General features: G+C 69.1%; 29 protein-coding genes. 17 read left to right on the top strand and 12 right to left on the bottom strand.

What is annotated here, in order from left to right; all coding sequences use genetic code 11:
- Position 1: 1 nt before the first annotated feature.
- Together nrdR and QRO03_RS13290 are read left to right on the top strand one after the other, a co-directional pair.
- A complete protein-coding gene (gene nrdR, locus QRO03_RS13285) occupies positions 2 to 502 on the top strand; it encodes a transcriptional regulator NrdR (protein WP_285137966.1) in 501 nt (166 codons plus the stop codon).
- Between the two features lie 5 nt (positions 503 to 507).
- Positions 508 to 1,533, top strand: a complete 1,026-nt coding sequence (locus QRO03_RS13290; RefSeq protein ID WP_285137967.1) for a quinone-dependent dihydroorotate dehydrogenase — start codon at positions 508 to 510, stop codon at positions 1,531 to 1,533.
- A gap of 203 nt (positions 1,534 to 1,736) precedes the next feature.
- On the opposite strand, the gene QRO03_RS13295 is transcribed toward QRO03_RS13290, so the two are convergent.
- Positions 1,737 to 2,309 carry a DUF3043 domain-containing protein gene (locus QRO03_RS13295; protein WP_285137968.1) on the bottom strand — a complete coding sequence of 191 codons (573 nt, stop codon included), beginning with the start codon at positions 2,307 to 2,309 and terminating at the stop codon, positions 1,737 to 1,739.
- Positions 2,310 to 2,355: 46 nt separating this feature from the next.
- Between QRO03_RS13295 and QRO03_RS13300 the strand changes: the two genes are divergently transcribed.
- From QRO03_RS13300 to QRO03_RS13325, 6 genes are all read left to right on the top strand, one after another.
- Complete coding sequence (locus QRO03_RS13300) at positions 2,356 to 3,750, top strand: dipeptidase (RefSeq protein WP_285137969.1); 1,395 nt, start codon at positions 2,356 to 2,358, stop codon at positions 3,748 to 3,750.
- Between the two features lie 71 nt (positions 3,751 to 3,821).
- Positions 3,822 to 4,187: an iron-sulfur cluster insertion protein ErpA gene (erpA, locus tag QRO03_RS13305; protein WP_285137970.1), complete on the top strand. Its 366-nt coding sequence runs from the start codon at positions 3,822 to 3,824 to the stop codon at positions 4,185 to 4,187.
- 166 nt (positions 4,188 to 4,353) lie between these two features.
- Positions 4,354 to 5,235 carry an aa3-type cytochrome oxidase subunit II gene (gene ctaC, locus QRO03_RS13310; protein WP_183417937.1) on the top strand — a complete coding sequence of 294 codons (882 nt, stop codon included), beginning with the start codon at positions 4,354 to 4,356 and terminating at the stop codon, positions 5,233 to 5,235.
- Between the two features lie 2 nt (positions 5,236 to 5,237).
- A complete protein-coding gene (gene ctaD, locus QRO03_RS13315) occupies positions 5,238 to 7,001 on the top strand; it encodes an aa3-type cytochrome oxidase subunit I (protein WP_285137971.1) in 1,764 nt (587 codons plus the stop codon).
- A 4-nt stretch (positions 7,002 to 7,005) separates the two neighbouring features.
- The gene (locus tag QRO03_RS13320; RefSeq protein WP_285137972.1) at positions 7,006 to 7,422 is read left to right on the top strand and encodes a cytochrome c oxidase subunit 4; all 417 of its coding nucleotides are present in this window, start codon (positions 7,006 to 7,008) and stop codon (positions 7,420 to 7,422) included.
- Positions 7,423 to 7,426: 4 nt separating this feature from the next.
- On the top strand, positions 7,427 to 8,218 hold the full coding sequence (locus tag QRO03_RS13325) for a PP2C family protein-serine/threonine phosphatase (protein WP_285137973.1): 792 nt from the start codon (positions 7,427 to 7,429) through the stop codon (positions 8,216 to 8,218).
- Positions 8,219 to 8,301: 83 nt separating this feature from the next.
- On the opposite strand, the gene QRO03_RS13330 is transcribed toward QRO03_RS13325, so the two are convergent.
- The 6 genes from QRO03_RS13330 to ctaE all read right to left on the bottom strand — a co-directional run bounded on the left by QRO03_RS13330 (position 8,302) and on the right by ctaE (position 14,270).
- Positions 8,302 to 9,258, bottom strand: coding sequence for an alpha/beta fold hydrolase (locus tag QRO03_RS13330; protein WP_285137974.1), 957 nt, complete (start codon positions 9,256 to 9,258; stop codon positions 8,302 to 8,304).
- Between the two features lie 32 nt (positions 9,259 to 9,290).
- The gene (locus QRO03_RS13335; RefSeq protein ID WP_285137975.1) at positions 9,291 to 9,698 is read right to left on the bottom strand and encodes a rhodanese-like domain-containing protein; all 408 of its coding nucleotides are present in this window, start codon (positions 9,696 to 9,698) and stop codon (positions 9,291 to 9,293) included.
- A gap of 171 nt (positions 9,699 to 9,869) precedes the next feature.
- Positions 9,870 to 11,714, bottom strand: a complete 1,845-nt coding sequence (qcrB, locus tag QRO03_RS13340; protein ID WP_285137976.1) for a cytochrome bc1 complex cytochrome b subunit — start codon at positions 11,712 to 11,714, stop codon at positions 9,870 to 9,872.
- Positions 11,711 to 12,769: a cytochrome bc1 complex Rieske iron-sulfur subunit gene (gene qcrA, locus QRO03_RS13345; protein ID WP_285137977.1), complete on the bottom strand. Its 1,059-nt coding sequence runs from the start codon at positions 12,767 to 12,769 to the stop codon at positions 11,711 to 11,713. Before qcrA ends, qcrB begins: the two co-directional genes overlap by 4 nt.
- A 39-nt stretch (positions 12,770 to 12,808) precedes the next feature.
- On the bottom strand, positions 12,809 to 13,621 hold the full coding sequence (gene qcrC / locus QRO03_RS13350; protein WP_285137978.1) for a cytochrome bc1 complex diheme cytochrome c subunit: 813 nt from the start codon (positions 13,619 to 13,621) through the stop codon (positions 12,809 to 12,811).
- 16 nt (positions 13,622 to 13,637) lie between these two features.
- Entirely contained in the window at positions 13,638 to 14,270 is a 633-nt protein-coding gene (ctaE, locus tag QRO03_RS13355) for an aa3-type cytochrome oxidase subunit III (protein WP_183417929.1), read from the bottom strand.
- 185 nt (positions 14,271 to 14,455) lie between these two features.
- Here ctaE and trpD point away from each other — a divergent pair, with 185 nt between their 5' ends.
- Entirely contained in the window at positions 14,456 to 15,517 is a 1,062-nt protein-coding gene (gene trpD / locus QRO03_RS13360) for an anthranilate phosphoribosyltransferase (protein ID WP_285137979.1), read from the top strand.
- Positions 15,518 to 15,520: 3 nt separating this feature from the next.
- Positions 15,521 to 16,513, top strand: a complete 993-nt coding sequence (locus QRO03_RS13365; RefSeq protein WP_285137980.1) for a PHP domain-containing protein — start codon at positions 15,521 to 15,523, stop codon at positions 16,511 to 16,513.
- On the opposite strand, the gene QRO03_RS13370 is transcribed toward QRO03_RS13365, so the two are convergent.
- Positions 16,514 to 17,425, bottom strand: a complete 912-nt coding sequence (locus QRO03_RS13370; RefSeq protein WP_285137981.1) for a 5'-3' exonuclease — start codon at positions 17,423 to 17,425, stop codon at positions 16,514 to 16,516.
- An 80-nt stretch (positions 17,426 to 17,505) separates the two neighbouring features.
- On the opposite strand from QRO03_RS13370, the gene QRO03_RS13375 reads away from it, so the two are divergent.
- The 3 genes from QRO03_RS13375 to QRO03_RS13385 all read left to right on the top strand — a co-directional run bounded on the left by QRO03_RS13375 (position 17,506) and on the right by QRO03_RS13385 (position 19,498).
- A complete protein-coding gene (locus tag QRO03_RS13375) occupies positions 17,506 to 17,904 on the top strand; it encodes a YchJ family protein (RefSeq protein ID WP_285137982.1) in 399 nt (132 codons plus the stop codon).
- 155 nt (positions 17,905 to 18,059) lie between these two features.
- The gene (locus tag QRO03_RS13380; protein ID WP_285137983.1) at positions 18,060 to 18,725 is read left to right on the top strand and encodes an SDR family oxidoreductase; all 666 of its coding nucleotides are present in this window, start codon (positions 18,060 to 18,062) and stop codon (positions 18,723 to 18,725) included.
- Positions 18,722 to 19,498 (top strand): isocitrate lyase/PEP mutase family protein, encoded by a 777-nt coding sequence (locus QRO03_RS13385; RefSeq protein ID WP_285137984.1) that lies wholly within the window; start codon positions 18,722 to 18,724, stop codon positions 19,496 to 19,498. The genes QRO03_RS13380 and QRO03_RS13385 overlap by 4 nt, the downstream gene beginning before the upstream one ends.
- A gap of 144 nt (positions 19,499 to 19,642) precedes the next feature.
- On the opposite strand, the gene QRO03_RS13390 is transcribed toward QRO03_RS13385, so the two are convergent.
- The 3 genes from QRO03_RS13390 to QRO03_RS13400 form a co-directional block, all read right to left on the bottom strand.
- Positions 19,643 to 20,293, bottom strand: coding sequence for an LON peptidase substrate-binding domain-containing protein (locus QRO03_RS13390; RefSeq protein WP_285137985.1), 651 nt, complete (start codon positions 20,291 to 20,293; stop codon positions 19,643 to 19,645).
- 149 nt (positions 20,294 to 20,442) lie between these two features.
- Positions 20,443 to 21,510, bottom strand: coding sequence for an FUSC family protein (locus QRO03_RS13395; RefSeq protein ID WP_285137986.1), 1,068 nt, complete (start codon positions 21,508 to 21,510; stop codon positions 20,443 to 20,445).
- 3 nt (positions 21,511 to 21,513) lie between these two features.
- Positions 21,514 to 21,882, bottom strand: a complete 369-nt coding sequence (locus QRO03_RS13400; RefSeq protein ID WP_285137988.1) for a winged helix-turn-helix transcriptional regulator — start codon at positions 21,880 to 21,882, stop codon at positions 21,514 to 21,516.
- 92 nt (positions 21,883 to 21,974) lie between these two features.
- Between QRO03_RS13400 and QRO03_RS13405 the strand changes: the two genes are divergently transcribed.
- Positions 21,975 to 22,835: an SDR family oxidoreductase gene (locus QRO03_RS13405; protein ID WP_285137989.1), complete on the top strand. Its 861-nt coding sequence runs from the start codon at positions 21,975 to 21,977 to the stop codon at positions 22,833 to 22,835.
- A gap of 106 nt (positions 22,836 to 22,941) precedes the next feature.
- On the opposite strand, the gene QRO03_RS13410 is transcribed toward QRO03_RS13405, so the two are convergent.
- A complete protein-coding gene (locus QRO03_RS13410) occupies positions 22,942 to 23,298 on the bottom strand; it encodes a DUF2834 domain-containing protein (protein ID WP_285137990.1) in 357 nt (118 codons plus the stop codon).
- Between the two features lie 52 nt (positions 23,299 to 23,350).
- Here QRO03_RS13410 and QRO03_RS13415 point away from each other — a divergent pair, with 52 nt between their 5' ends.
- The 3 genes from QRO03_RS13415 to QRO03_RS13425 all read left to right on the top strand — a co-directional run bounded on the left by QRO03_RS13415 (position 23,351) and on the right by QRO03_RS13425 (position 25,445).
- Positions 23,351 to 23,692 carry a TraR/DksA family transcriptional regulator gene (locus tag QRO03_RS13415; RefSeq protein WP_285137991.1) on the top strand — a complete coding sequence of 114 codons (342 nt, stop codon included), beginning with the start codon at positions 23,351 to 23,353 and terminating at the stop codon, positions 23,690 to 23,692.
- A gap of 166 nt (positions 23,693 to 23,858) precedes the next feature.
- Complete coding sequence (locus tag QRO03_RS13420; RefSeq protein WP_285137992.1) at positions 23,859 to 24,074, top strand: SCO4848 family membrane protein; 216 nt, start codon at positions 23,859 to 23,861, stop codon at positions 24,072 to 24,074.
- Positions 24,075 to 24,197: 123 nt separating this feature from the next.
- A complete protein-coding gene (locus QRO03_RS13425) occupies positions 24,198 to 25,445 on the top strand; it encodes an MFS transporter (RefSeq protein ID WP_285137993.1) in 1,248 nt (415 codons plus the stop codon).
- Positions 25,446 to 25,534: the final 89 nt, after the last annotated feature.

Genomic DNA, 25,534 nt, shown 5'->3' on the forward strand with positions numbered 1-25,534 from the left:
CGTGCACTGCCCGTTCTGCCGCAACCCCGACTCCCGCGTCATCGACTCCCGCACGAGCGACGACGGCCTCAGCATCCGTCGCCGCCGGCAGTGCCCGAAGTGCGGAGGACGGTTCTCGACCGTCGAGACCGCGAGCCTCAACGTCATCAAGCGTTCGGGTGTGGTCGAGCCGTTCAGCCGCGAGAAGGTGATGTCGGGCGTGCGCAAGGCGTGTCAGGGAAGGCCGGTCACCGACGCCGACCTCGCGGTGCTCGCCCAGCGGGTCGAGGAGGCCATCCGTCAGACCGGATCGTCGCAGATCGAGGCGAACGAGATCGGTCTGTCGATCCTCGGCCCGCTCCGTGATCTCGACGAGGTCGCGTACCTGCGCTTCGCGAGCGTCTACCAGGCGTTCGATTCTCTCGAAGACTTCGACGCGGCGATCGCTCAGCTGCGCGCGGATCACGCGGACCGCGCCGCCGCCCCCGCAGACGACGAGCTCGACAGGCGTCCAGTAGCCTGACGGTGATGTATCCCCTTCTCTTCCGCACGATCCTCACCCGCCTCGATCCCGAGTTCGCCCACCACCTCGGCGCGCTCGTCATCCGCGCCGCGGGCGTCGAGCCGGTGGCATCCGTCGTCCGCCGCTTCACGTCACCGGCATCCGACCAGCGGGTGAAGGCCCTCGGGCTCGACTTCCCGTCGCCCTTCGGCGTCGCGGCGGGTTTCGACAAGAACGTCACGATGGGGCGGGGCCTCGGCGCCCTGGGGTTCGGCCACGTCGAGGTGGGCACCGTCACGGCGCTCCCGCAGCCGGGCAACCCCAAGCCGCGCCTGTTCCGCCTCGTCGCCGACCGTGCGGTGATCAACCGCATGGGCTTCAACAACGACGGAGCGGCTGCGGCCGCAGCCAAGCTCCGGCGTCTGCGCCGATCGCGCACGCGTCCGGTCATCGGTGTGAACATCGGCAAGAGTCGTGTCGTCGCCGTCGAGGACGCCACCACCGACTACGTCCGCAGCGCAAAGATGCTCGCGCCGCTCGCCGATTACCTCGTGGTCAACGTCTCCTCACCCAACACGCCGGGACTCCGCGGGCTCCAGGCGGTCGAGACGCTCCGTCCGCTCCTGACGGCCGTTCGGGATGCCGCAGGCGACACCCCGCTCCTGGTCAAGATCGCGCCCGACCTCGACGACGCCGAGGTGCGCGACATCACGCGACTGGCCGTCGACGCGGGTCTGTCGGGCATCATCGCCACGAACACGACGATCGAGCGTACGGGACTCCGGACGGATGCCGCGACCGTGGAAGCCGCCGGCACCGGTGGGCTGTCCGGCGCACCGCTGAAGGCGCGCGCGACCGCGGTGCTGCGCCTCGTCCGCGAGGCGGTCCCGGCGGAGTTCGTGGTCATCTCGGCCGGGGGAGTCGAGACCGCCGAGGACGTGCGCGAGCGCCTCGCCGCCGGTGCGACCCTGGTGCAGGGGTACACCGGATTCCTCTACCGCGGGCCGCTCTGGGCCCGTCAGATCAACCGCGGCCTCGCTCGCGCACGCTGACGGCTCCGCCGCCGGCGTCCGCTGGCTTCACGCCTGCCGCCGCTCGCTGACGCGCCCGTGCGACGCGTACCCGTGTCGGGTGTCCACGACACGCCGCTGCGCGCGCGGTCGCGCGGAGTGTCGTGGACACTCGACGCCCGCGGCGGCGACGCAACGACGAAGCGGCGCGCCCGAAGGCGCGCCGCTCGTCGGATCGGGTGAGGTCAGACCGGGTACTGGCCGCGCTTGACCTGCGCCTTGGGCAGACGCATGAAGCGCATCTGCACGGTGCGCATCGCCGCGTACCAGCCGAGACCCTTCTCGAGCCGGCTTTCGCCGAACTTCTCCTTCGCGGCCTTCTTCACGCGGATGGAGGTGATGATCATGTCGCCGACGACGAACAGGATGAAGATCCACAGCGCCACGAACGACCAGTACTGGAAGATCGACATGGGGATGAGGGTCGCGACGATGACGAGCACCATGAACGGCATGACGCCCTCACCGAGGTGCCATCCGGCATCCACGAAGTCGCGCGCGAAGCGGCGCTGGGGTCCGCGGTCGCGCACCGGGAGGTAGCGCTCTTCGCCGGCGGCCATGCCGATCCGGGCCTTCTCGCGCTGCGCGGCGAGGTCGGCGCGAGCGCGGGCCTTGGCCTCTTTGGTGTCGGGAACGAGGGGACGCTTGCGTGCAGCCTCCTGCTCGGCGCGCGACGGGGTCGCACGGCCCTTGCCCGTGCCCATCTCCGACGGGTCGACGGGGGTGTCGTTGGGTGCGGGGGCGGGGGACTTGGCCACGGGAAACCTCGGTGCTTCGCTGATCAGGAGATTTAAGATTACCCGCATGACCCTCGACCTGTCCCGGCAGGACGCTGTGCAAAATGCAGCGGACTCCGGCATCCCCGCAGCCCTCGCCGATCTCGGTTCCCTCGTGCGCATCCCCTCGATCGCCTGGCCGGCGTTCGACCAGTCCGCGCTCGTCGAGAGCGCCGATGCCGTCGCCGCCCTTCTCGAGGGCACCGGCGTCTTCGATTCGGTGAAGGTCGCGCGCGCCGCCATCCCCGACACCGACGAGATGGGTCAGCCCGCGGTGCTCGCGTCGCGCGCCGCGCGCAACGGACGACCCACGGTGCTGCTGTACGCGCACCACGACGTGCAGCCTCCCGGCGACGAAGCGCTCTGGGACTCCCCGCCGTTCCAGCCGACCGTGCGCGGCGGACGTCTCTACGGTCGCGGCGCCGCCGACGACAAGGCCGGCATCATGGCCCACGTCGGTGCCATCCGCGCCGTGGCCGAGGTGCTCGGAGACGACCTCGACCTGGGCCTCGCCGTCTTCATCGAGGGCGAAGAGGAGTACGGCTCCCGATCGTTCGCGCAGTTCCTGTCCGACAACGCCGAGGTGCTCCGCTCCGACGTGATCGTCGTCGCCGACTCGGGCAACTGGGACGAACGCACCCCGGGACTCACCGTGTCCCTGCGCGGCAACGCCCGCTTCACCCTGACGGTCAAGACGCTCGAGCACGCGTCGCACTCGGGCATGATGGGCGGCGCGGTCCCGGATGCCATGCTCGCCACGGTCAAGCTGCTCGCGACCCTCTGGGACGACGACGGCGCGGTGGCGGTCGACGGTCTCGCGGTGCGCGACGCCGCGACTCCCGATTACGACGAGGCGAAGCTGCGTTCGGAGTCGGGCCTGCTGGAGGGAGTCACCCCCATCGGGCGCGACTCGATCCTCAGCCGCATCTGGAACAAGCCGTCGATCACGATCACCGGATGGGATGCCACGCCCGTGTCCGCGGCATCCAACACCCTGGCTCCCGAGACGAGCGTCGTCATCAGCGCACGTGTCGCTCCCGGACAGGATGCCGAGGAGGCGTTCGCCGCGATCGAGAAGCACCTGCGCGCGCACGTCCCGTTCGGCGCGCGGCTGGAGTTCAGCGACGTCGACTGCGGCGATTCGTTCCTCGTCGACACGAGTGGATGGGCCGTCGGTGACGCACGCGAGGCCTTCGCGAAGGGGTACGGGGTCGAGTCCGTCGACGTGGGCATCGGCGGATCGATCCCCTTCATCGCCGACCTCGTGCGCGAGTTCCCGGCCGCCCAGATCCTCGTCACGGGAGTGGAGGATCCGCACGCGCGGGCGCACAGCCCCAACGAGTCGCTGCACCTCGAGACGTTCCGCAACGCCCTCGTCTCCGAGGCCCTCCTGTTGACCCGGTTGAACGACCGAACCGTCTGACGGGGCCGCCGCGGCGGGATCGGCGTAGACTCCATACGTCCCCGCGACCGATCAACCCGAAGGGCATCGCCATGACCGACACCACTCTGTCGTCCTCCGCCGACACCCGCGAGCACGGCGTGGGCCTCACCGCCGCCGCCTCCGACAAGGTGAAGAGCCTGCTGTCGCAGGAGGGTCGCGACGACCTGCGTCTGCGCGTCGCCGTCCAGCCCGGCGGATGCTCCGGACTCATCTACCAGCTCTACTTCGACGAGCGTTACCTCGACGGCGACAAGGTCGTCGACTTCGACGGCGTCGAGGTCATCGTCGACGACATGAGCGTGCCGTACCTCGACGGTGCGAGCATCGACTTCAAGGACACGATCTCCGAGCAGGGTTTCACCATCGACAACCCCAACGCGCAGGGTTCCTGCGCCTGCGGCGACAGCTTCCACTGAGCTCGGTCGCTGTTCGACAGCGTCGTTTTCGAGAACCCCCGGGACCACGGATCACACCGTGGAATCCGGGGGTTCTCGATGTCTCGGCACTGGACGAATGGCCTGAGAACGGTGAGAGGTTGCCGTAGACTGTCAAAGCTTCATCCACGACCCGGAAAGGTGCATTGTGCCCTCCAAACGTCGCCTTCGTTGGGCAGCGCTCCCTCTCGGGATCGCGTCCGTCGCACTCCTCTCGGGCTGCACCACGACCCAGCTGCACGGATTCCTGCCCGGCTTCGTCGATGACGGAACACCTGCCACGAACCACACCGACATGGTCGCCGGTCTGTGGGTCAACTCGTGGATCGTGCTCCTCGCCGTGGGTGTCATCACCTGGGGTCTCATGCTGTGGTCGGTCATCGCGTACCGCCGTCGCCGCGGCCAGTCGGGCCTGCCGGTGCAGCTGCGCTACAACATGCCGGTCGAGATCTTCTACACGATCGTCCCGCTGATCCTGGTCGTCGGTTTCTTCGCCTTCACGGCGCGCGACCAGAACACGCTCGAGACGCAGTACGACGACCCCGACGTCTCCATCACCGCCTACGGCAAGCAGTGGGCCTGGGACTTCCAGTACAACGGCGAAGAGGAAGACAACTCCGACGCCGTGTACTCCATGGGCGTGCAGGCCATCGCCACGTCCGACGGGTACGACCTCGACGACGTGCCCACCCTCTATCTGCCGGTGAACAAGACGGTCAAGATCGACCTGCGCTCGCGCGACGTCATCCACTCGTTCTGGATCATCGACTTCCTGTACAAGAAAGACATGTACATCGGCCGCGACAACGAGTGGTCGTTCATGCCCACTCGCGAGGGCACGTACGAGGGCAAGTGCGCCGAGCTGTGCGGTGAGTACCACTCCGCCATGCTCTTCAACGTCAAGGTCGTCAGCGAGGCCGAGTACGAGGATTACCTCGACTCGCTGCGCCGCGCGGGCGACGTCGGTGACATCAGCGACCTGTCGCGTCTGCAGAACCTGACGACGACCGGTACCGAAGGGAACGAGTGATCATGGCCACGACGCTTCCGCTCCAGGGGACGGGCCCCTCGCGGCCGACGACTCTCCCGCCGCGTCAAGCCGCACTGCTGAGCACCACGCGTGTGGAGCAGAAGGGCAACCTGGTCGTCAAGTGGATCACCTCCACCGACCACAAGACCATCGGGTACATGTACCTGATCGCCTCCGTGATGTTCTTCATGCTCGGTGGCGTGATGGCGCTGATCATCCGTGCGGAGCTCTTCGAGCCGGGCATGCAGATCATCCCGACCAAAGAGCAGTACAACCAGCTGTTCACGATGCACGGCACGATCATGCTGCTGATGTTCGCGACGCCGCTGTTCGCCGGCTTCGCCAACGCGCTGCTGCCGCTGCAGATCGGTGCCCCCGACGTCGCGTTCCCCCGTCTGAACGCGTTCGCGTTCTGGCTCTTCCTCTTCGGGTCGACGATCGCCGTCTCGGGCTTCCTCACCCCGCAGGGTGCGGCCGGCTTCGGATGGTTCGCCTATCAGCCGCTCGCCAATGCGAGCTTCTCGCCGGGCGTCGGCGGAAACCTCTGGATGCTCGGCCTCGGCATCAGCGGTTTCGGCACGATCCTCGGTGCGGTCAACTTCATCACGACCGTGCTGACCATGCGCGCGCCCGGTATGACCATGTGGCGCATGCCGATCTTCTCCTGGAACACGCTCATCACGAGCATCCTGATCCTGCTCGCATTCCCCGTGCTGGCGGCCGCCATCTTCGCCGCCGCCGCCGACCGCGTGCTCGGCTCGCACATCTACAGCCCCGAGAACGGCGGTGTCCTGCTCTGGCAGCACCTCTTCTGGTTCTTCGGTCACCCCGAGGTGTACATCATCGCGCTGCCGTTCTTCGGCATCGTCTCCGAGATCTTCCCGGTCTTCAGCCGTAAGCCGATCTTCGGGTACAAGACGCTGGTCTACGCCACCATCGCGATCGCTGCGCTCTCCGTGGCCGTGTGGGCGCACCACATGTACGTCACCGGCGGCGTGCTGCTTCCCTTCTTCGCCCTGATGACCATGCTCATCGCGGTGCCGACGGGTGTGAAGATCTTCAACTGGATCGGAACGCTCTGGCGCGGGTCCGTCACCTTCGAGACGCCGATGGTCTTCGCCCTCGGCTTCCTGGTGTCGTTCGTCTTCGGTGGTCTGACCGGCGTCATCCTGGCATCGCCCCCGCTCGACTTCCACCTGTCCGACTCGTACTTCGTGGTCGCGCACTTCCACTACGTCGTCTTCGGCACCGTCGTGTTCGCGATGTTCGCCGGCTTCTACTTCTGGTGGCCCAAGTGGACCGGCAAGATGCTGAACGAGCGTCTCGGCATGGTGCATTTCTGGATGCTGTTCGTCGGCTTCCACATGACCTTCCTCATCCAGCACTGGCTCGGCGTCGACGGCATGGTCCGTCGTTACGCCGACTACGCCGCCGCCGACGGGTGGGCCTGGGAGAACCAGCTGTCGACCGTGGGATCGATGATCCTCGGCGCCTCGATGATCCCCTTCCTGCTGAACGTATGGATCACCGCCCGCAAGGCGCCGCGCGTGACGGTCGACGACCCGTGGGGCTACGGAGCATCGCTCGAGTGGGCGACCTCGTGCCCGCCGCCGCGTCACAACTTCACCTCGATCCCGCGCATTCGTAGTGAGCGTCCGGCGTTCGACCTGAACCACCCCGAAGCCGGTATCCCGGTGGGCGTGGGTCCGGCCAAGGACGCCCCCGATGCCCCTGTCGTCGACGCTGCTGCTGGAGAGGTCAAGTAAGTCCATGCGTACCAACGTCAACCTCTGGTGGATCCTCGCGGTCTTCTCGTTCCTCATCGCGGCGATCTACACCGTCTGGAGCCTCATCCAGCACGGCGGCGTCGAATGGGTCGGCACGGTGGCGCTCGCGTTCCTCGGGCTCATGTCGTCGATGATCGCGTTCTACATCGGCCGGGTCATGAAGTCTCAGCGCGGTGATCTGCCCGAAGACACCCTGACGGCCGACATCGATGACGGCGACCCCGAGATGGGCGAGTTCAGCCCCTGGTCGTGGTGGCCCATCGTGCTCGCCGCGTCGGCGGCGATCGCCGTGATCGGACTCGCTGTGGGCAGCTGGCTCGTCCCCGTCGGTTTCGTGGTCTTCGCGATCGCGATCGTCGGCTGGGTGTACGAGTACTACCGCGGGTACTTCGCACGCTGATCCTGTGCCCGTTCGGCTGATAACGGCCGCCGTCTCGGATGCCGGCGCCCATCGTCCCACCAACCAGGACGCCGCGTTCGCGGCGTCCTGGGGTGCGGCGGTCGCTGACGGCGTCGGTGGCGGCCCGTCCGGTGACCTCGCCTCCGCGGCGCTGGTCCACCGTTTGGTCGCGACGCGTGGGGGAGGGCTCGACGCCGACGGCCTCCTCGTGCGCATCCGCGAGGCGAACTGGGATATCCGGGCGCACGTCGAACGCGATCCCGCGCTCGAGGGCATGGCAACGACCTTCACGGGGATCTTCCTGAGCACTACGGGCGACCTGCTCCTCGCGCACACCGGGGACTCCCGCGCTTATCTGCTGCGCGACGGGGAGTTCTCTCGCGAGACGCGCGACGACTCCTACGTGCAAGCTCTCGTCGACCACGGCATCATCCCGCCCGAAGCGGCCGCAGCGCACCCGCGTCGCAACATCATCACCGCCTCTCTCGGCGGGGCCGAAGGAGACGTGGTCTCCGTCGCAGAGCGTCCGCCGCGCGTGGGAGACCGGTGGGTGCTCTGCAGCGACGGACTGACCGACTACGTTCCCGAGGCCGACGTCGCACGGCTCATCGGCGAAGCGTCCGGCCCGCGTGAGGCCGCCGCCTCCGCGGTCGCGCTGGCGCTCGAGGCGGGGACGCGCGACAACGTGACCGTCGTGGTGTGCGACGTCGTCGATGACGACGAGACGACCACCGTGGATCCGGTGTTCTTCGGGTCGGCGGCGCGATGGTTCGCCGAGGACGTCGAAACCGCCTGAGTCGACACCGGGCGAGCAGGACGCGCCGGAGCCGGTAGAGCCCGAGTCGGCACTGCCTGAAGCGGGGACTCCTCCGAATGGGCTCACAAAGCCGCGTCTCTCGCGAAACCGTCCATTGCTTCCATCGCCAGCTCCGCGCTCCGCGGGCCGCCGTGTCCCTCTTCCTCGACGATCTGCAGCCTGCTGCCCGGCCATGCCCGGTGGAGCTGCCACGGCGTCAGGACGGGGCCGCTGATGTCGCGTCGCCCGTGCACGAGCACCCCGGGGATCCCGGAGAGCTGGGACGCCCGTGCGAGCACCGACTGATCGCCGGGCAGGAAGCAGTCGTTCGCCCAATAGTGCGTGACGAGGGTGGCGAAGTTCAGGCGGTGCCTGTCATCCGGGTGCAGCGGGCCGGGCGTCGCGTGCGGTCCGAGCGAGATGTGAGCGGCTTCCCACGCGTCCCACTCGTCGGCGGCTCGCCACCGCACCGCGGGCGAGGGGTCTGCGAGCAGTCGTGCGTATCCATCGATCGTGCGTTCGTCGTCACGCACGGCTGCGCGCAACCGTTCGTGCGCTTCGGGGAACACGGGCGCGATGCCGTCGGTGATCCAGTCGATTTCGCGGCGGTGGCCCGTCGTCACGGCGAGGTTGACGATCTCGGTGACACGATCGCGGTGCGAGAGCGCGTACGCGAGGGCGAGGGTGGATCCCCAGGACACACCGTGCACGAGCCACCGTTCGACGCCGAGGTGCACGCGAACGGCCTCGACGTCGTCGATCAGCTGCGTCATCGTCTGCGTCCGCAGGCTGGCGAGATCGTCGGACGCCCACGGTGTGCTGCGACCGCACCCGCGCTGGTCGATGCCGATGATGAGGTGCAGCGCGGGGTCGAAACGACGACGGTACCCACCGGGCCCGAGGCCGCCACCCGGTCCGCCGTGCAGATAGATCGCCGGTCGGCCCCGCGGGTTGCCCGAGGTCTCCCAGTAGAGTCGGGCCCCATCGGGCCGGTCGAGGAAGCCGCTCGCGAAGGGGGAGATCGCAGGATGGGGAGGCATCCCGGCATCCTACGGCGAGGTGTGCCGGGGTGTCAGCGACGCACGACCATCACGGTCGCATCGAACACCCGCTCGCATGGTCCCTCGTCGTTCTCGAACGGCTGTCCCTCGCGCACCCAGTACTCGTAGCCGCCGATCATCTCGCGCACGTCGTAGCCCAGCTGGGCGAAGGCGAGAGCACCCTTCTGACCGGCATTGCAGCCGGGGCTCCAGCAGTAGACGACGACGGGCATGTCGAGGGGAATCTCTGATGAAGCCCGCTCGGGGATGACGCGGTATGGCATGTGGATCGCCCCCGTCACGCGGCCCTGCGACCAGGCGTCGTCGCCTCGCACATCGACGAGCACGAAGCGATCGTCGGCCTTCTGGGCGGCGTAGACGTCAGAGGGATCGGTCTCGACGGAGAGGCGGGTGCGGAAGTATTCGGCGGCGTCGGTCATGCTCTCACGTTAGGCAGCGGCTGTGCGATGGGGGAGAGGCCCGGATGCCACAATGCCCCGGCATCCTGCCAGAAACCCTCCCGAGTGTCGCGAGGTCCAGTGCGAGCCGACTGATGGTCACCGACGACGAAGCCCCGGTGCCGTGGCACCGGGGCTTCGCTCGAGAGGGACTTATTCGCCCTTGTCGCCGCGGGGGCGGTTGGCTTCTCCGAGACCCTTGGGAGCGGGGATCTCGACCTCGACACGCTCGCCGACAGCGTTGCGGGGGCGTCCGTCCTCATCGGCACGGGCATCGGCGCCGGCGATCTCGTCGGCCTCCTCGTGCTCGATGTGGTCGAGCTCGTGGTGCTGGTGAGCGACTGCCGCGTCGATCTCGGCCTGCGTGAGGGGTGCGAGACGGTCTTCGAAGAACCACCGCGACACCGACGCGCGAATGTTCTCGTGCCAGGGGATCTGACCCTTTTCGTTCGGGCGGACCACGAGAGGCTCATACGTCTCGTTGTCGACGAGCTTCCAGCGCTCGAACTCGTCGACGGGCTGGTGAACCTCGATGTACTCGCCGCCGGGCAGGCGCACGATGCGACCCGACTCGTAGCCGTGTAGAGCGATCTCTCGGTCCTTCTTCTGCAGCGCGATGCAGATGCGCTTGGTGACGAAGTAGGCGAGGATCGGGCCGAGGATCAGCAGGGCCTGGAGGGCGTGGATGACACCCTCCATCGTGAGGTGGAAGTGCGTCGCGATGATGTCGGACGATGCCGCGGCCCACATGACGGCGTAGAACGTGACACCGGCAGCACCGATGGCGGTGCGGGTAGCGGCGTTGCGCGGACGCTGGGCGATGTGGTGCTCGCGCTTGTCTCCGGTGACCCACGCCTCGATGAAGGGGTAGACCAGCACGAGGACGATGAACAGACCGAGCACGGCGACCGGGAAGATGATGTTCCAGGACCAGGTGTGGCCCCACAGCACGAACTCCAGGTGCGGAGGCACGAGACGAAGCGCGCCGTCGGCGAAGCCGATGTACCAGTCGGGCTGGGTACCGGCCGACACGGGCGACGGGTCGTACGGACCGTAGTTCCAGATCGGGTTGATCGTCACCAGGGCGGCGATCATGACGATCACGCCGAACGTGATGAAGAAGAAGCCACCCATCTTGGACGCGTACACCGGCATGATCGGGTAGCCCACGACGTTGCTGTTCGTGCGGGCGGGGCCGGCGAACTGCGTGTGCTTGTTGATGATCATGAGCATGAGGTGCACGGCGAGCAGCGCGACGAGGATCGCCGGCAGCAGCAGGATGTGCAGCGTGTACAGACGGCCGACGATCGTCGTACCGGGGAACTCGCCGCCGAAGAGGAGGAACGAGGTCCAGGTGCCGATGATCGGCAGGCCCTTGATCATGCCGTCGATGATGCGGAGGCCGTTACCCGACAGCAGGTCGTCGGGGAGGGAGTAACCCGTGAAGCCCTCGGCCATCGCCAGGATGAAGAGGATGAAACCGACGACCCAGTTGAGCTCGCGCGGCTTGCGGAACGCACCGGTGAAGAACACGCGGAGCATGTGCACGCCGATACCGGCGACGAACACGAGCGCCGCCCAGTGGTGGATCTGACGCACGAGGAGTCCGCCGCGCAGATCGAACGAGATGTGCAGCGCCGACTCCATGGCGGCCGACATCGCGATACCGCGCATGGGCTCGTACGCACCGTTGTAGTGCGTCTCGACCATCGACGCCTGGAAGAAGAACGTCAGGAACGTGCCGGAGAGCAGCACGACGACGAAGCTCCACAGGGCGATCTCGCCGAGCATGAACGACCAGTGGTCGGGGAAGACCTTGCGGCCGAGTTCCTTGACCAGGCCCGACATGCTCGTGCGCTCGTCGAGGTAGTTCGCCGCGGCGCCGACGAAGCGGCCCCCGAGCGGCTTGCCGTCACGACCGGCGGGCGCCTGCGGCGGACCGGAGTAGACGGCCGGTTCGGTCGTGACGTTCTCGGTGGGGTGAGTACCGGTACTCATGAGCGCTCCCAGAAGCTGGGGCCGACGGGCTCGTGGAAGTCACTCTGGGCGACGAGGTAACCCTCGGCGTCGACGGTGATGGGGAGCTGCGGCAGGGGACGGGCGGCCGGGCCGAAGATGACGGCCGCGCCGTTGGCGACGTCGAACTGCGACTGGTGGCAGGGGCACAGGAGGTGGTGGGTCTGCTGCTCGTACAGCGCCACGGGGCAACCGACGTGGGTGCAGACCTTGGAGTACGCGATGATGCCGTCGTACGACCAGTCGAGATTGTTCGTCTCGGGGTTGAGCTGCTCGGGCTGCATGCGCATGAGCAGCACGATGGCCTTGGCCTTCTCTTCGAGGTAGCCCTCGTCGTGGCCGAGGCCGGCGAGCTCTTCGGGGATCACGTGGAACGCGGAGCCGAGGGTGACGTCGGCCGCGCGGATCGGACGACCCGAGGGGTCGTGCGACAGGCGCATGCCTTCTTTCCACATCGTGTGGCTCAGCATCGTCACGGGGTCCTGATCCTGCGGTGCGAGTCCGCGGAAGAGGGTGATGCCGGGGATGATGGATGCCGCGAGGGCGGCGAACATCGAGTTGCGGATGATCTCGCGACGACCGAAGCCCGAGTCCTTGTCGGCCTCGGCGAAGACGTTGATCGCACCCTCGCGAACCTCGTCACGCCCGCGCGTCGCGTGGCGGTCCTCGATGTACTCCTTGTCGGACATGACCGACTTGCCCCAGTGGATGGTGCCGATGCCGATGGCGAGCAGCGCGAACGCGATGCCGAGCCCGATGAAGAGGTTGTTGTAGCGGATGTCGATCATCGCGCCCGACTCGATCGGGAAGATCATGTAGGCGATGCTCGCCCAGATGCTCGCCGCGACCGAGATGTAGAACAGGGTGTAGACCGTGCGGACCGCACGCTTCATCTCCTGCGGGTCCTTGTCGGTCATCCGCTGACGGTGACCGGGCAGGCCCGGGTTGTTTACGGCGTCGGGAACCGCGACGGCGAGGCCCGAGCCGGGCTTCCAGGAAGCCCTCTCGTGCTCGAGTGCGTCGTCCTCGTGTGCCATGGTGCTCCTCGTGCGTTTACGTAATGTCGAAGACGACGGTCAGTTGGACTTCGCCGTGATCCACACGGTCAGGGCGATGAGCGCCCCGATACCGAAGATCCAGATGAACAGACCCTCGGAGACCGGGCCCAGCGACCCGAGGGCGTAGCCACCGGGGGAGTCGGTCTTCTGTACGTACATCAGGTACGAGATGACGTCGCGCTTGTCTTCGGGGGTGAGGTTGAGGTCGTTGAAGACCGGCATGTTCTGCGGGCCCGTGACCATCGCCGCGTACATGTTGACGGGCGTGACCGTGTGCAGGTCGGGTGCCCACTTGCCCTCGGTCAGGGCGCCACCTGCGCCGGCGACGTTGTGGCACATCGCGCAGTTGATGCGGAAGAGCTCGGCTCCGTGGGAGAGGTCGCCCTCTCCGTCGACGAGGTCTTCGGTGGGGTAAGCCGGTCCGGGGGCCGACGACTGCACGTACGCCGCGATGGCGTTGATCTGCTCTTCGGTGAACTGCACGGGCTTGACCGGAGCCTGCGGGCCCTGGGCCTGCAGCGGCATGCGGCCCGTCGAGACCTGGAAGTGCACGGACAGCTCGCCGACGCCGAACAGCGACGGCCCCTGCTGGCTGCCCTCGAGGTTCAGGCCGTGGCAGGTCGCGCAGTTGGCCTGGAAGAGCTTCTCGCCCTCTTCGACCGCTGTCGCGGAATTGGCCTCGCTCACGGGCGTGGTGGAGGTCGCGGCCATCGCGGCCGATGCGCCCGCGTAGGCGCCTCCGGTGAGGAGGAGTCCGATACCGATCAGCGCTGCGGCGGCCAGGGGGCTACGACGCCCGGAGGACCGACGAGTCTTCTTCTCGCGTGCCATGTGGAGTACAGCTCTCTTACTTGAGGAAGTAGATGACGACGAACAGGGCGATCCAGACGACGTCGACGAAGTGCCAGTAGTACGACACGACGATCGAGGTGGTCATCTCTTTCCGGCCGAAGTTCTTCACGGCGTACGCGCGGCCGATCACGAGCAGGAAGGCGATGAGGCCACCCGTCACGTGCAGGGCGTGGAAGCCGGTGGTCAGGTAGAAGGCGGAGGCGTAGGGATTGGCACTGATGGGCATGCCCTCGGCCACCAGCGTCGCGTACTCCCACACCTGTCCCGACACGAACACCGCGCCGAGGATGAAGGTGAGGTAGAACCACTCCACCATTCCCCACTGCTTGAAGCCGGTGGCCTTGCCCGTGCGGTACGGCTGGTACCGCTCGGCGGCGAAGACGCCCATCTGGCACGTGACCGACGACAACACGAGGATGAACGTGTTGACCAGCGCGAAGGGGACATTGAGCAGCTGGGTCTCTTCGGCCCACAAGGACGCGGAGGTGCTGCGGAGGGTGAAGTAGATCGCGAAGAGGCCTGCGAAGAACATGACCTCGCTGCCCAGCCACACGATGGTGCCTACGGCGACCGGGTCGGGTCGCTTCACGGCACGCACGGCCTGGGAATACGTCGCTGAGGTCGTCACCGTTCCATTATGCGCGATCTGCGGGCCCGATCATCCCATCCCCAACATGAGTTATTCCATCGTCGAGACTTAGGGAAGCCTCAGAATCCGCAAGGAATCCCCGGTACGGAGCAGGTTCGCGCTGCCCTCGGCTGCGGCGCGGATCGCGACACGGCGAGGCGACACGCGTGTGAAAGGATCGTCCCATGGCGGAACGCTTCACCTGGCCCGATCTGCTCGCCTCGCTGCTCGCCGGCGACGACCTCAGTGTCTCGGAGTCCACGTGGGCGATGAGACAGGTCATGGCGGGCGACGCGACTCCCTCGCAGCTGGCCGGATTCCTCATCGCGTTGCGCGCGAAGGGTGAGACCGTCGAAGAGATCGTCGGCTTCCGCGACGCCATCCTCGAGGCGGCGGTGCCCCTCCCCGTCCGTGCCGAGGTGCTCGACATCGTGGGGACCGGCGGCGATCGTTTCGGCACCGTCAACGTCTCCACGATGGCGGCCATCGTGGCCGCGGCATCCGGGGTTCCGGTCGTGAAACACGGCAATCGCGCGGCGAGCTCGTCTTCGGGATCGTCCGACGTGCTGTCGTCGTTGGGGATCGCGCTGACCCTCGCACCCGACAAGGTCGCGGAGACGCTCGATCGCACGGGGATCACCTTCGCGTTCGCGTCGGCGTTCCACCCCGGCTTCCGGCATGCCGGTCCGACACGGGCGGAGCTCGGCGTGCCGACGGTCTTCAACTTCCTCGGACCCCTCTGCAACCCCGCGCGCGCCGAAGCGAACGCCGTGGGTGTGGCTCACCTCGACCGCGTGCCGTTGATCACGGGCGTGTTCCGCACGCGCGGCGCCACGGCACTGGTGTTCCGCGGTGACGACGGCCTCGACGAGCTCACCACGACCGGGCACAGCCGCCTCTGGGAGATCAGCCGGGGCGATGTGCACGAGCACGACTTGGATCCGCGCGATCTCGGCATCCCCCTCGCCGACATCGACGACCTTCTCGGCGGGTCGCCCGACCACAACGCCGAGGTCGTGCGGCGGGTGCTCGCGGGCGATGCGGGACCGGTCCGCGACATCGTTCTGCTGAACGCGGCGGCGGGCCTGGTGTCGTTCCGTCTCTTCCAAGATGCCGCCGAGGTGCAGCGTCCGATCCTCGAGCGTCTCGCCGAGGCGCTCTCCGACGCGGCCGCGGCCATCGACGACGGTCGGGCGGCGGCGAAGCTCGACGACTGGGTGCAGACCTCGAAAGAGCTGTCGGAGTAGCGGATGGACCCGCTCGAGGCGCTCACCGAGATCGCATACCTGCTCGAGCGGGAGAGGTCGTCGCGGTACAAGTCGAAGGCGTTCCGCACCGCGGCCGCCGCGATCGAGGGGCTCAGCGACGCGGAGCTGCGCGATCCCGCGCTGCGCCGGCGCCCCGGTATCGGCGATTCCACGTTCACCGTGATCCAGCAGGCGTTGGCCGGGGCCGTGCCCGAGCGACTCGCGACGCTGCGCGCCGAGTCGGCGCCGACCGGGGGTGCGGAGTTGCGCGCCCGGCTGCGCGGCGATCTGCACAGCCACAGCGAGTGGTCCGACGGGCTCACCCCGATCGAGGCGATGGTGGAGGCCGCGCGGGGACTCGGCCACGAGTACCTCGCCCTGACCGATCACTCGCCGCGCCTCACGGTCGCCAACGGACTGTCGCCGGAGCGCCTGCGCGCGCAGATGGAGGTCGTCCGCGGCCACCGCGGCGGCGGGTTCACGTTGCTCACCGGTATCGAGGTCGACATCCTGGACGACGGCAGCCTCGACCAGCAGGACGAGTTGCTCCGCGAACTCGACGTGGTCGTGGCATCCGCTCATTCGAAGCTGCGCATGGAGCACGCGCCCATGACGAAGCGCCTGGTCGCCGCGGCGAGAGACGCGCGGGTGGACGTGCTGGGGCACGTGACGGGACGGCTCGTCGAGGGTGCGCGGGGAACGCGACCGCCCTCGGATTTCGACGCGGTCGCCGTCTTCTCGGCGTGCGCCGACTCGGGCGTCGCGGTCGAGATCAATTCGCGTCCCGAGCGGCAGGATCCGCCCGACGAGCTGCTGACGATGGCCGTCGAGGCGGGGTGTCTGTTCTCGATCGACTCCGATGCGCACGCGCCGGGGCAGCTGTCGCTCCTCGACTACGGCGCGGCGCGGGCCGAGGCGCTCGGCGTTCCGGTCGACCGCATCGTCACGACGTGGCCGCTGGACAGACTGCGCGACTGGCTGGAGCGCTCGCGCTGATCAGCGCCGGAGCGCGGTGAGGGCCCGCGTCATCGACGAACCGAGGTTCCAGGTGTCGGCGAGCGCCGTCGCCCGCCCCTCGTCGATGGTGCGGATCCGATCGTCGAAGGCAGCGAGTTCGAGATCGCGGGCGACGCGCACCACCGTCGGCGCGACGTCGAGGTAATCGCTCGCCGCGAGGATCTTCGCGCGCTGGGCGGGAGTGCCCGCCGAGCCGTCGGCGGCGGCGGCGCGGATGCCATCGAGGTCGCCGCAGGCCGCCAGGAGCGACGCCGCGGACTTCTCCCCGACGCCCGCCACCCCGGGCAGACCGTCGGAGGGGTCGCCGCGCAGCGCGGCGAAGTCGGCGTACTGTGCGGCGTGCACACCGTACCTGCCGACGACGGCGGCGTCGTCGACGATCTCGAGGTTGCTCATCCCGCGTGCGGTGTAGACGATGCGGATGCCGCGATCGTCGTCGATGAGCTGGAAGAGGTCCCGGTCGCCGGTGACGATGTCGACCGGTGCGTCGGCGCGCGTGGCGAGGGTTCCGATGACGTCGTCGGCCTCGTGCTCGGCCGCCCCCACGATCGGGATGCCGAGCACCTCGAGCGCCGCGCGGATCACCGGGATCTGCGCCTCGAGCGGGTCGGGGACCTCCTCGACGTCGGTCCCCTCGGGCACCGCCTCGACCACGCGGTGCGCCTTGTAACCGGGCAGGAGCGCGACGCGCCACGCGGGACGCCAGTCGTCGTCCCAGCAGGCGACGAGACGCGTGGGTTCGTACGTCGTCACGAGCTTGGCGATCATGTCGAGCAGCCCGCGTGCGGCGTTCACCGAGGTGCCGTCGGCCGCTTTCACCTTGTCGGGCACGCCGTAGAAGGCGCGGAAGTACAGCGACGCGGTGTCGAGGAGCATGATGCGGTCGGTCACGGGTTCGATCCTGGCACGCGGGGGATCGCGGTGCGACGGTCGGCGGGTCGGCACCGGTGCGGAGAACCTAGAGTGGCGGGATGTCTTTCGGGTCGGCATCCACTCGTCCGTCGGCGGCAGCCGAGTGCCCGTGCGGAGGCGGCGCGTTCGGGCGGTGCTGCGGGCCGATCCTCGACGGCGCTCCCGCGCCCACTGCGGAGCGGCTGATGCGTTCGCGGTACACGGCGTTCGCCCTCGGTGACCGGGTGCACCTCACCCGGACGTGGCATCCGCGCACCCGGCCCGACGAGATCGACGTGGACGACGGCACGTCGTGGCACGGCCTCGTCATCGAGCACGCCGTCGAAGACGGGGATGCCGCTGTCGTGGCGTTCCGAGCGAGGTGGCGTCAGCACGGGGGCGACGGGGAACTGCGTGAACGCAGCCGGTTCGTGCGTCGCGGCGGCCGCTGGGTGTACGTCGACGGCGACGTCGGCTGAGGGCGTCAACCCCGCCGACCGATGTCGGTGGTGCTGCGTAGGGTCGTGGACGGATCTCGGGCGTTGCTGCGGCGATGCGGTGCAGGAAGCCTCGGCCCATCGGGTCGACCGCCTGCTCTCGGAGATGCCGATCGACAACGTAGGAGGACAACGACATGGAACGCATCGTGATCATCGGCGGGCACGGCAAGGTCGCGCTGCATCTGGCCCGACTGCTCGCCGATCGCGGCGACGAGGCCACCTCGGTCATCCGTAACGCCGACCAATCCGACGACATCGCGCAGGCGGGCGCAACGCCCCTCGTGCTCGACGTGGAGAAGGCCGACGTCGACGAGATGGCGGACGCGTTCTCAGGAGCAGACGCCGTCGTCTGGTCGGCCGGTGCCGGCGGGGGCAGCGCCGAGCGCACGTACGCCGTCGACCGGGATGCCGCGCAGCGCGCGGTCGATGCCGCGGCGAAGGCGGGCGTGCGGCGCTTCGTCATGGTGTCGTGGATCGGGTCGACGCCCGACCATGGGATCGACCCCGACGACTCCTTCTTCGCCTACGCCGACGCGAAGCTCGCCGCCGACGATCACCTGCGCGCGAGCGAGTTGGACTGGACGATCCTCGGCCCGGGCACTCTGACGCTCGACCCCCCGACGGGGCGCATCACCACCGCCCCCCAGGGCAAGGGCGAGGTCTCGCGGGCCGACGTGGCGGCGGTCGTCGCCGCCACGCTCGTGCAGCCGGCCACGATCGGCCGATTCATCCGCTTCGGCGCAGGCGAGACCCTCATTGCCGAAGCCATCGTCGACCGCACGACAGGAGAAGACGCATGAGCACCCTTCCCGAACAGGCCCAGACCTTCGCGCGGCTGCACACCGCCCCCGAGATCCTCCGCGTCGTCAACATCTGGGACGTCATCTCGGCGCAGGCCGTCGCGGCGCTGCCCGAGACGAAAGCCCTCGCCACCGCCGGCCACTCGATCGCCGCGACGTTCGGATACGAAGACGGCGAGAACATCCCGCTCGACGTCATGCTCGACATGGTCGGCCGCATCGTGGCCGCGGTCGACGTGCCGGTGACCGCCGACCTCGACTCCGGCTTCGGCAACCCCGGCGAGACCACGCGCCGGGCGATCGGCGTCGGAGTGGTCGGGGCGAACGTCGAAGACAAGGTGCAACCGCTCGCCGATTCGGTGCGCGCCGTCGAGGCCGTGATCGCGGCGGGTGAGGCCGAGGGCGTGCCCTTCGTGCTCAATGCGCGCACCGACGTGTTCCTCAAGGGCGCCGACCGTCCCCTCGACGACAAGGTCGCGGATGCCGTCGAGCGCGGTCGCGCGTTCCTCGCCGCCGGGGCCACCACGGTGTTCGTCCCGGGGAAGCTGGATGCCGAGACGACGCGCCGCCTGGTGGAGGGGCTCGGGGACCGCAAGCTCAGCGTGATCGGCGTACCCGGTGCGCTGACGGCGGCGGAGTACGAGGCGCTCGGCGTCGCGCGCATCTCGTACGGTCCCCAGACGCAGCGCGTCGCACTGACCGCGCTGCAGGATCTCGCCATCGATCTCTACCGCGACGGCGTCATCCCCGCGACGGTGCGTGAACTCAACTGAGCGAGCGTGCGAGGTCCGGGGTGCCGTGGGACACGGTCGCCTCGGGCCTCGGGCGTCCCGGCTCTTCTGCGGGGCGCCGAGACGCCGCACGCCGTGGCGACGAACGGGCGGGATGCCCGTGAGTCTTCCACGCGGTGAGCGCCGTCAGTCGTCGTCGAGGCCCTCGTCGTCGACGACGATGACTCCGTCGGGCACGGGGTCGTCCAACAGCGGTTCGGCGGCCAGCGTGAGATCTATGGTCGCGCGCAGCAGCCCACCCAGAGTCGACGAGCGCAGCAGATCCATCTGGTCGAGTTCGCCCAGCGGTGCGATCGCCGCCAGTTGCCACGCGCGGGGGAGCGGCTCCTCCGACAGCTCGACCTCGGGATCCCACCGCGTGCCCCCGAATTGCTGAGCCCGGGCGAGAACGCGTCGCACGATCCGTTCGGCCTCCTCGAGCAGGGGGGTCAGGGCGTCGTTCCACTCCAGATCCGGCAGTGCCCGGACGTCGGCACGGGGGTAGGGGTCGTCATCGAGCCATGCGACGATCTCGAACCGTTCGGTTCCGCGCGCGACGATCTGCATCTGCCCCGCCTGGGGGACGACATGGCTCAGTTGCGCCATCGTTCCCAGGGCGAAGCGCTGGTCGCCCCCGCCGGTCTCGGTACCGCGCTCGATCAAGACGACTCCGAACGACGGGTCGGTCTCATCGAGGAGCCGGCCGAGCATGACGAGGTAACGCTCCTCGAAGATCCGCAACGCCAGGGGCGTGTACGGGAAGAGGACGGCGCCGAGGGGGAACATCGCGGTACCCATGTGCCCCAGTCAACCAGCGCGGAGCGCGGTGGGGGCGCGCGCGGGGGAGATTCGCAGCACGGTCGTCCACACCGCCGTTCGGAGGGCGCCACGGCATCCGCCCGCTGAGCCACCCGCCGAGGTCGAGCGGGGCGGGGGTGGGGAACCGATCAGAACGCGTCGCCGCGGAGCGTCTCGTGCACGCGATGCAGATCGGTGAGCATCGACCCGACCAGTACCCAGTGCGCCGGCGACGGCGTCTGGATCTGCAACGGGCGCGTGAGGGCCGGTTCCTCGACGGCAGAGGCCTGGATGCTGCGGCCCGAGGCGGTGTCGAGTCCGAAGGCGAGGCGCACGTCGTGCGCCGCGCGGTGCAACTGCTCGGCGATCGCGCGGACGGCGGGCTCGTCGACGATCGACGAGTCGTAGCCGTCGTAGACCGCGCGCGTCATGCCCACGGTCTGGGTGACCACCGGCGTGAACCGGTCGAGCAGGTCGCCCATGGCGGCGAGGTCGGTGCGGTGGCGGCCGCTGCGCGGGTTCAGCGCCAGCGAGTCCTCGCCGTCGCGCAGTGCATCGGCTGCGGCGTCTCGCACCGGTCGCAGCAGGCGCGCCTCGAGCAGGAGACCCTCGAGAGAGGCCGGGGTCTGCGGACTCTCCAGCGCGTCCGCGAGGCGCTCGAGCGAGGCGGCGAGCTCGCGTCCGAGCGTGTCGACCTTCTCGCGCGCCGGAGGCACGAGCACCGGCGGCACGAGCACGGCGTTCACGACGATGCCGATGGCGGCTCCGATGAGCGTCTCGAGCACGCGGTCGAGCGCGTAGTTCGGGGTGGCGGTACCCAGGGCGAGCACCAGCAGCGCGCTGATGGCGATCTGGTTCGTCGCGCCGGGCGAGATGCGGGCGGCCCACGCCACGACCAGCGCGACACCGGCCGACAAGAGGGCGACCCACGGCTGCGAACCGAAGGCGAGCCCGAGAAGCGCGGCGATCACGACGCCGACGATGACGCCCACACTGCGCTCCACGGCGCGGGTGAACGACTGGTTGACGCTCGGCTGCACGACCAGGAGGGCCGCGATGGCCGCGAAGATCGGGGGCGGACCCTGCACGAGCCACCCGGCGAGCAGCCAAGCGGCGACGATGGCGAGCGCGGATTTCGCCACCTGCAGGAGCGGGACGCGGCGCGGCGTGCGCACGTTCAGGCTTCCGCGCATCTGTCGCATGTCGGGAAGACGCATGGCTCACCCCTTCCGCGCGACGATGTCGTCGGCGTTGTGGGCGACCCACTCCATGAGAGGGATGACCCGTGTCATGAGGTCTCGACCCCGGTCGGTGAGGGCGTACTCGACGCGCGGCGGCACCTCGGGATACGCGGTGCGGGCGACGAGGCCATCTGCCTCCAACGTCTTGAGGGTGCTGGCGAGCATTTTCTCGCTGATCCCGGCGACGTTGCGACGCAGGACCCCCCAGCGCTGGGTGCCGTCGGACAGTGCGAGCAGCACGAGCACGCCCCACTTGCCCATGACATGGTCGAGCACGGTGCGGGTGGGACACCCGTCGGCGAAGATCTGCGGGTTGCGCCCCCGCAGATCGGCAAGACTGACGCTCATGTGAGTACCTAACCAGAAAGTGGGTACCGTCATTCCGGAATGCGCGGGCGTGGCGCAGGTTGCACAGGGCGTACCCATCGAAAGGACACCCCATGACCCTTCTCGTCACCGCCGCCTCCGGCCAGCTCGGCCGCCTCGTCGTCGATGCACTGCTGCAGCGCGGTGTGCCGGCATCCGACATCGTCGCGGGAGTGCGCACCCCCTCCAAGGCCGACGACCTCGCTGCGCGCGGTGTCGGTGTGGTCGAGCTCGACTACGTGCGTCCCGAGACCCTCGCACGCGCGTTCGCGGGTGTCGACCGCGTGCTGCTCATCTCGGGCACCGACGCCGATCGTGTCAGCGGCCACCGCAACGTCATCGCCGCGGCACGAGACGCCGGCGTCGAGCGCCTCGTCTACACCAGCGCCCCCCGCGTCGACGAGATCGACTACGCCCTCGGCGCCGATCACAAGGCGACCGAGGAGGCCATCGCCGCCTCGGGCCTGTCGGCCACCGTGCTGCGTCACAACTGGTACACCGAGAACTACCTGGATGCCGTGACCCGCGCCGCCGACACCGGCGAGATCGTCGCCGCGGTCGGCGATGCGCGCGTCGCGAGCACAAGCCGTCGCGACTACGCGGAGGCCGCAGCCCTCGCCCTGACGACCGACGAGCTGGCCGGGCGGACGCTCGAAGTGGGCGGAGACGTGGCCTGGACGTACGACGAACTCGCGGAGGCGGCGACCGAGGTCCTGGGTCGCCCGGTGACCTACACCCCGGTCACGATCGCGCAGCTCACGGCAGGTCTCGAGGCGGCGGGACTGGATGCCGGGACGGCGGCCTTCGTCGCGGGCATCGACGACGCGATCGCTCGCGGTGCGCTGTCGCAGACCGACGGGACGCTCTCGCGCCTGCTCGGGCGTCCGACGACGCCGCTGGTCGAGGGACTGCGCGAGGGCATCGCGGCACGCTGAGACCCCGGCGCGCGAGAGGCGCCGCGCAGTGGAGAGGAGCCGGACCCCTCGCCGTGGTCGCACCCACGCGACGGGGTCCGGCCCCGGTGTTCGCGAGTGCAGAACGTCAGCGAGTCTCGGCGACGGCTGCACGGGCCGTGAGACGCCGCTGACGCATCGCGAGGAAGAGGGGGAACGTGAAGGCGAACGCGGTGACCCCCGACAGCACGATGTACAGCCACGCGAACCGCATGCCGAGGCGGCGGGCCTCCACGATGATGAAGATGCTCCCCGCGACGGCGACCACGAGCAGATCGACGGTGATGGATGACACCGCCGGGCCGCTGGACACGAGATCACCGATGAAGTCACGCATCTGCACGATGGCGAGGGCATTGAAGGTCCACGTGCCCACGAGGCCGACGACGGCCAGCACGAGGAAGGCCACGGCGGTCGGTGTCCAGTGACGGCGGAGTTCGCTCATGCGCTGATCCTGCCCGAGAGCCGATGTCGGAGGTGGGGGCTAGCGTCGGAGCATGGATGCCGTCACCGCCACGCGCCTGCTCGATGACCGCGAACGCGAGGTCGTGCATCGTCTCAGTCGTCTTCGTGAAGACGAGGACAGTCTGCGGCACGACCGCGCCGACGCCACCGCCGATGACGAGCACGACCCGGAGGGGTCCACGCTGTCGGGCGAGTGGGCCCAGGTCGACGCGCTGCGTCGCGGTGCCGAAGCCGAGCGCGCGGAGATCCTCGCGGCGCGGGAGCGCGTGACATCAGGTGTCTTCGGGGTGTGCGAGAGGTGTGGGTCGGCGATCACCGACGCCCGTCTGGAGGCGCGGCCGTTCGCCCGGTTCTGCATCGCGTGCGCATCGTGACGGCGGGTGCCGTCCGGCGGGTGCGGTGTCGTCCGAGCGGGCTTCGTGCGGTTACGTCGTGAGCCGAGGCCACCGCGCGTGGGGCCACTCCCGCCGGGAGAACGCGTCCGAGCCCCGGACGACGGTCCCCGTGCCGCGCGCATCCGCCGACGCATAGGCTCGAGGTGTGGAACCCCTGCTGATCGTGCTGCTGTTCGCCAATGCCGTGTTCAACGTCGTCGTCTGGCCGCGGTTCTACCCGCGGATCGCGAAGGATCCCCGCGCGCGGAATGCGGCGGGGAAACCGACGCCGTTCCTCATCGTCCACACGGTGCTGATCGCGATCGCCCTGGTGCTCGCTCTCGCGTCGGTGATCGCCGCGATCGCGGCGCTGATCGGCTGATTCCGCGCCCCGGCGGGACGCCGCAGGTAGACTGAGGCCGCGGGATCTTCCCGCCGCACGGTGTAACTACCTGCCCGGTCCGGCAAGGCGGCACGTTCCTTCCGCCCCCCCGGAGACCGATACATGACATCGCCCTCGTCGCCGAGCGCCGTCGCCCACCGACCGTTGATCCGTCACACGGGGGCGTGGTACTTCCCCGTCGCATTCGTCGCGCGACTGCCGTTCGCCATGATGACGGTGGGCGTCCTGGCCCTCGTCGTCGCCTCGCGCGGGTCCGTCGCCCTCGGCGGGTTGACCTCCGCCGCGGTGGGACTGGGCGTCGTGATCGCCGGCCCCGTGCTGGGCGATCTGGCCGATCGGTACGGCCAGCGGCGTGTACTCGTGCCGGTCGGGGTGCTCAACGGCATCCTGCTCGCGGTGTTCCCGCTGGTCGTCGCCACCGCGACGCTGGACGGCGTGCTTCTCGCCGCCGCGATGGCCATCGGCCTCACCGGTCCGCAGACCGCGGCGATGTCGCGCACACGGGTGATGGCGCTGATCGGCGAGCGCGTGGCCCCCGATCGCCGCGAGCGGACCTTCTCTCGCGCGATGGCGTACGAGTCGGCCGCGGACGAGACGGCGTTCGTGATCGGACCGTTCGTCGTGGGCGTGCTGGCCGCCCTCGTCGCGCCGTGGGCCCCCATCGCCGGTGCCGCGGTGCTGAGCTTCGTCTTCGTGACCGCCTTCGCGCTCCATCCGACCGGGCGCGCCGTCCCGGAACGGTCCGAGCGGGAGGCGATGGCTCCGTTCCGGGAGCTGCTGCATCCCCGCATGCTCGTCCTCGTGGCGGCCGTCTTCGGCGTGGGCCTGTTCTTCGGCTCGACGCTGACCTCGCTCACCGCGTTCATGGAGGCGCAGGGCGCGCCCGAGGCGGGGGCCCTTCTGTACGGGGTGATGGGCGTCGGCTCGGCCGTGCTGGCACTCGCCGTCGCCGTACTCCCGGCTCGGTTCACGCTGCGGTGGCGCCTGGTCGTCTTCGCCGTGGTGCTCACCGCGTCGGCCGGGGCATACACGGTGGGCGGCTCCGTCGCGACGGTGACGGCGGTGCTGTGCCTGATGGGCATCGGGGTCGGCCCCTCGTTGGTCACCCTCTTCAGCCTCGCCGGAGCCCGCGCGCCGCGCGGTCGCACCGCCTCGACGATGACCCTCCTCGCTTCGGCGTTGACGCTCGCTCAGGCCGCCGCGTCGGCGGTGACCGGGGCCGTCGCCGAGGGCGCGTCGGTGTCGACGGCCATGCTGTTCCCGGCCGCGGCGGCTCTGCTGGTGCTGGCGATGGCCGCGGTCAATGCATCCGCATCGCCGCGGTGGGACGCGGTCGCGCGCGCGGCCTGACGGGCGCCGCCTCCGCCGCCCGGGGGACAGACCGTGCGCACCGTCTGTTGAGCGGCGCATCGCCGTACCGGGCGACGGGTCGGGCCGGC

The sequence above is a fragment of the Microbacterium sp. lyk4-40-TSB-66 genome (genome assembly GCF_030209475.1).
In the GTDB taxonomy this organism is placed as follows: Bacteria; Actinomycetota; Actinomycetes; order Actinomycetales; family Microbacteriaceae; genus Microbacterium.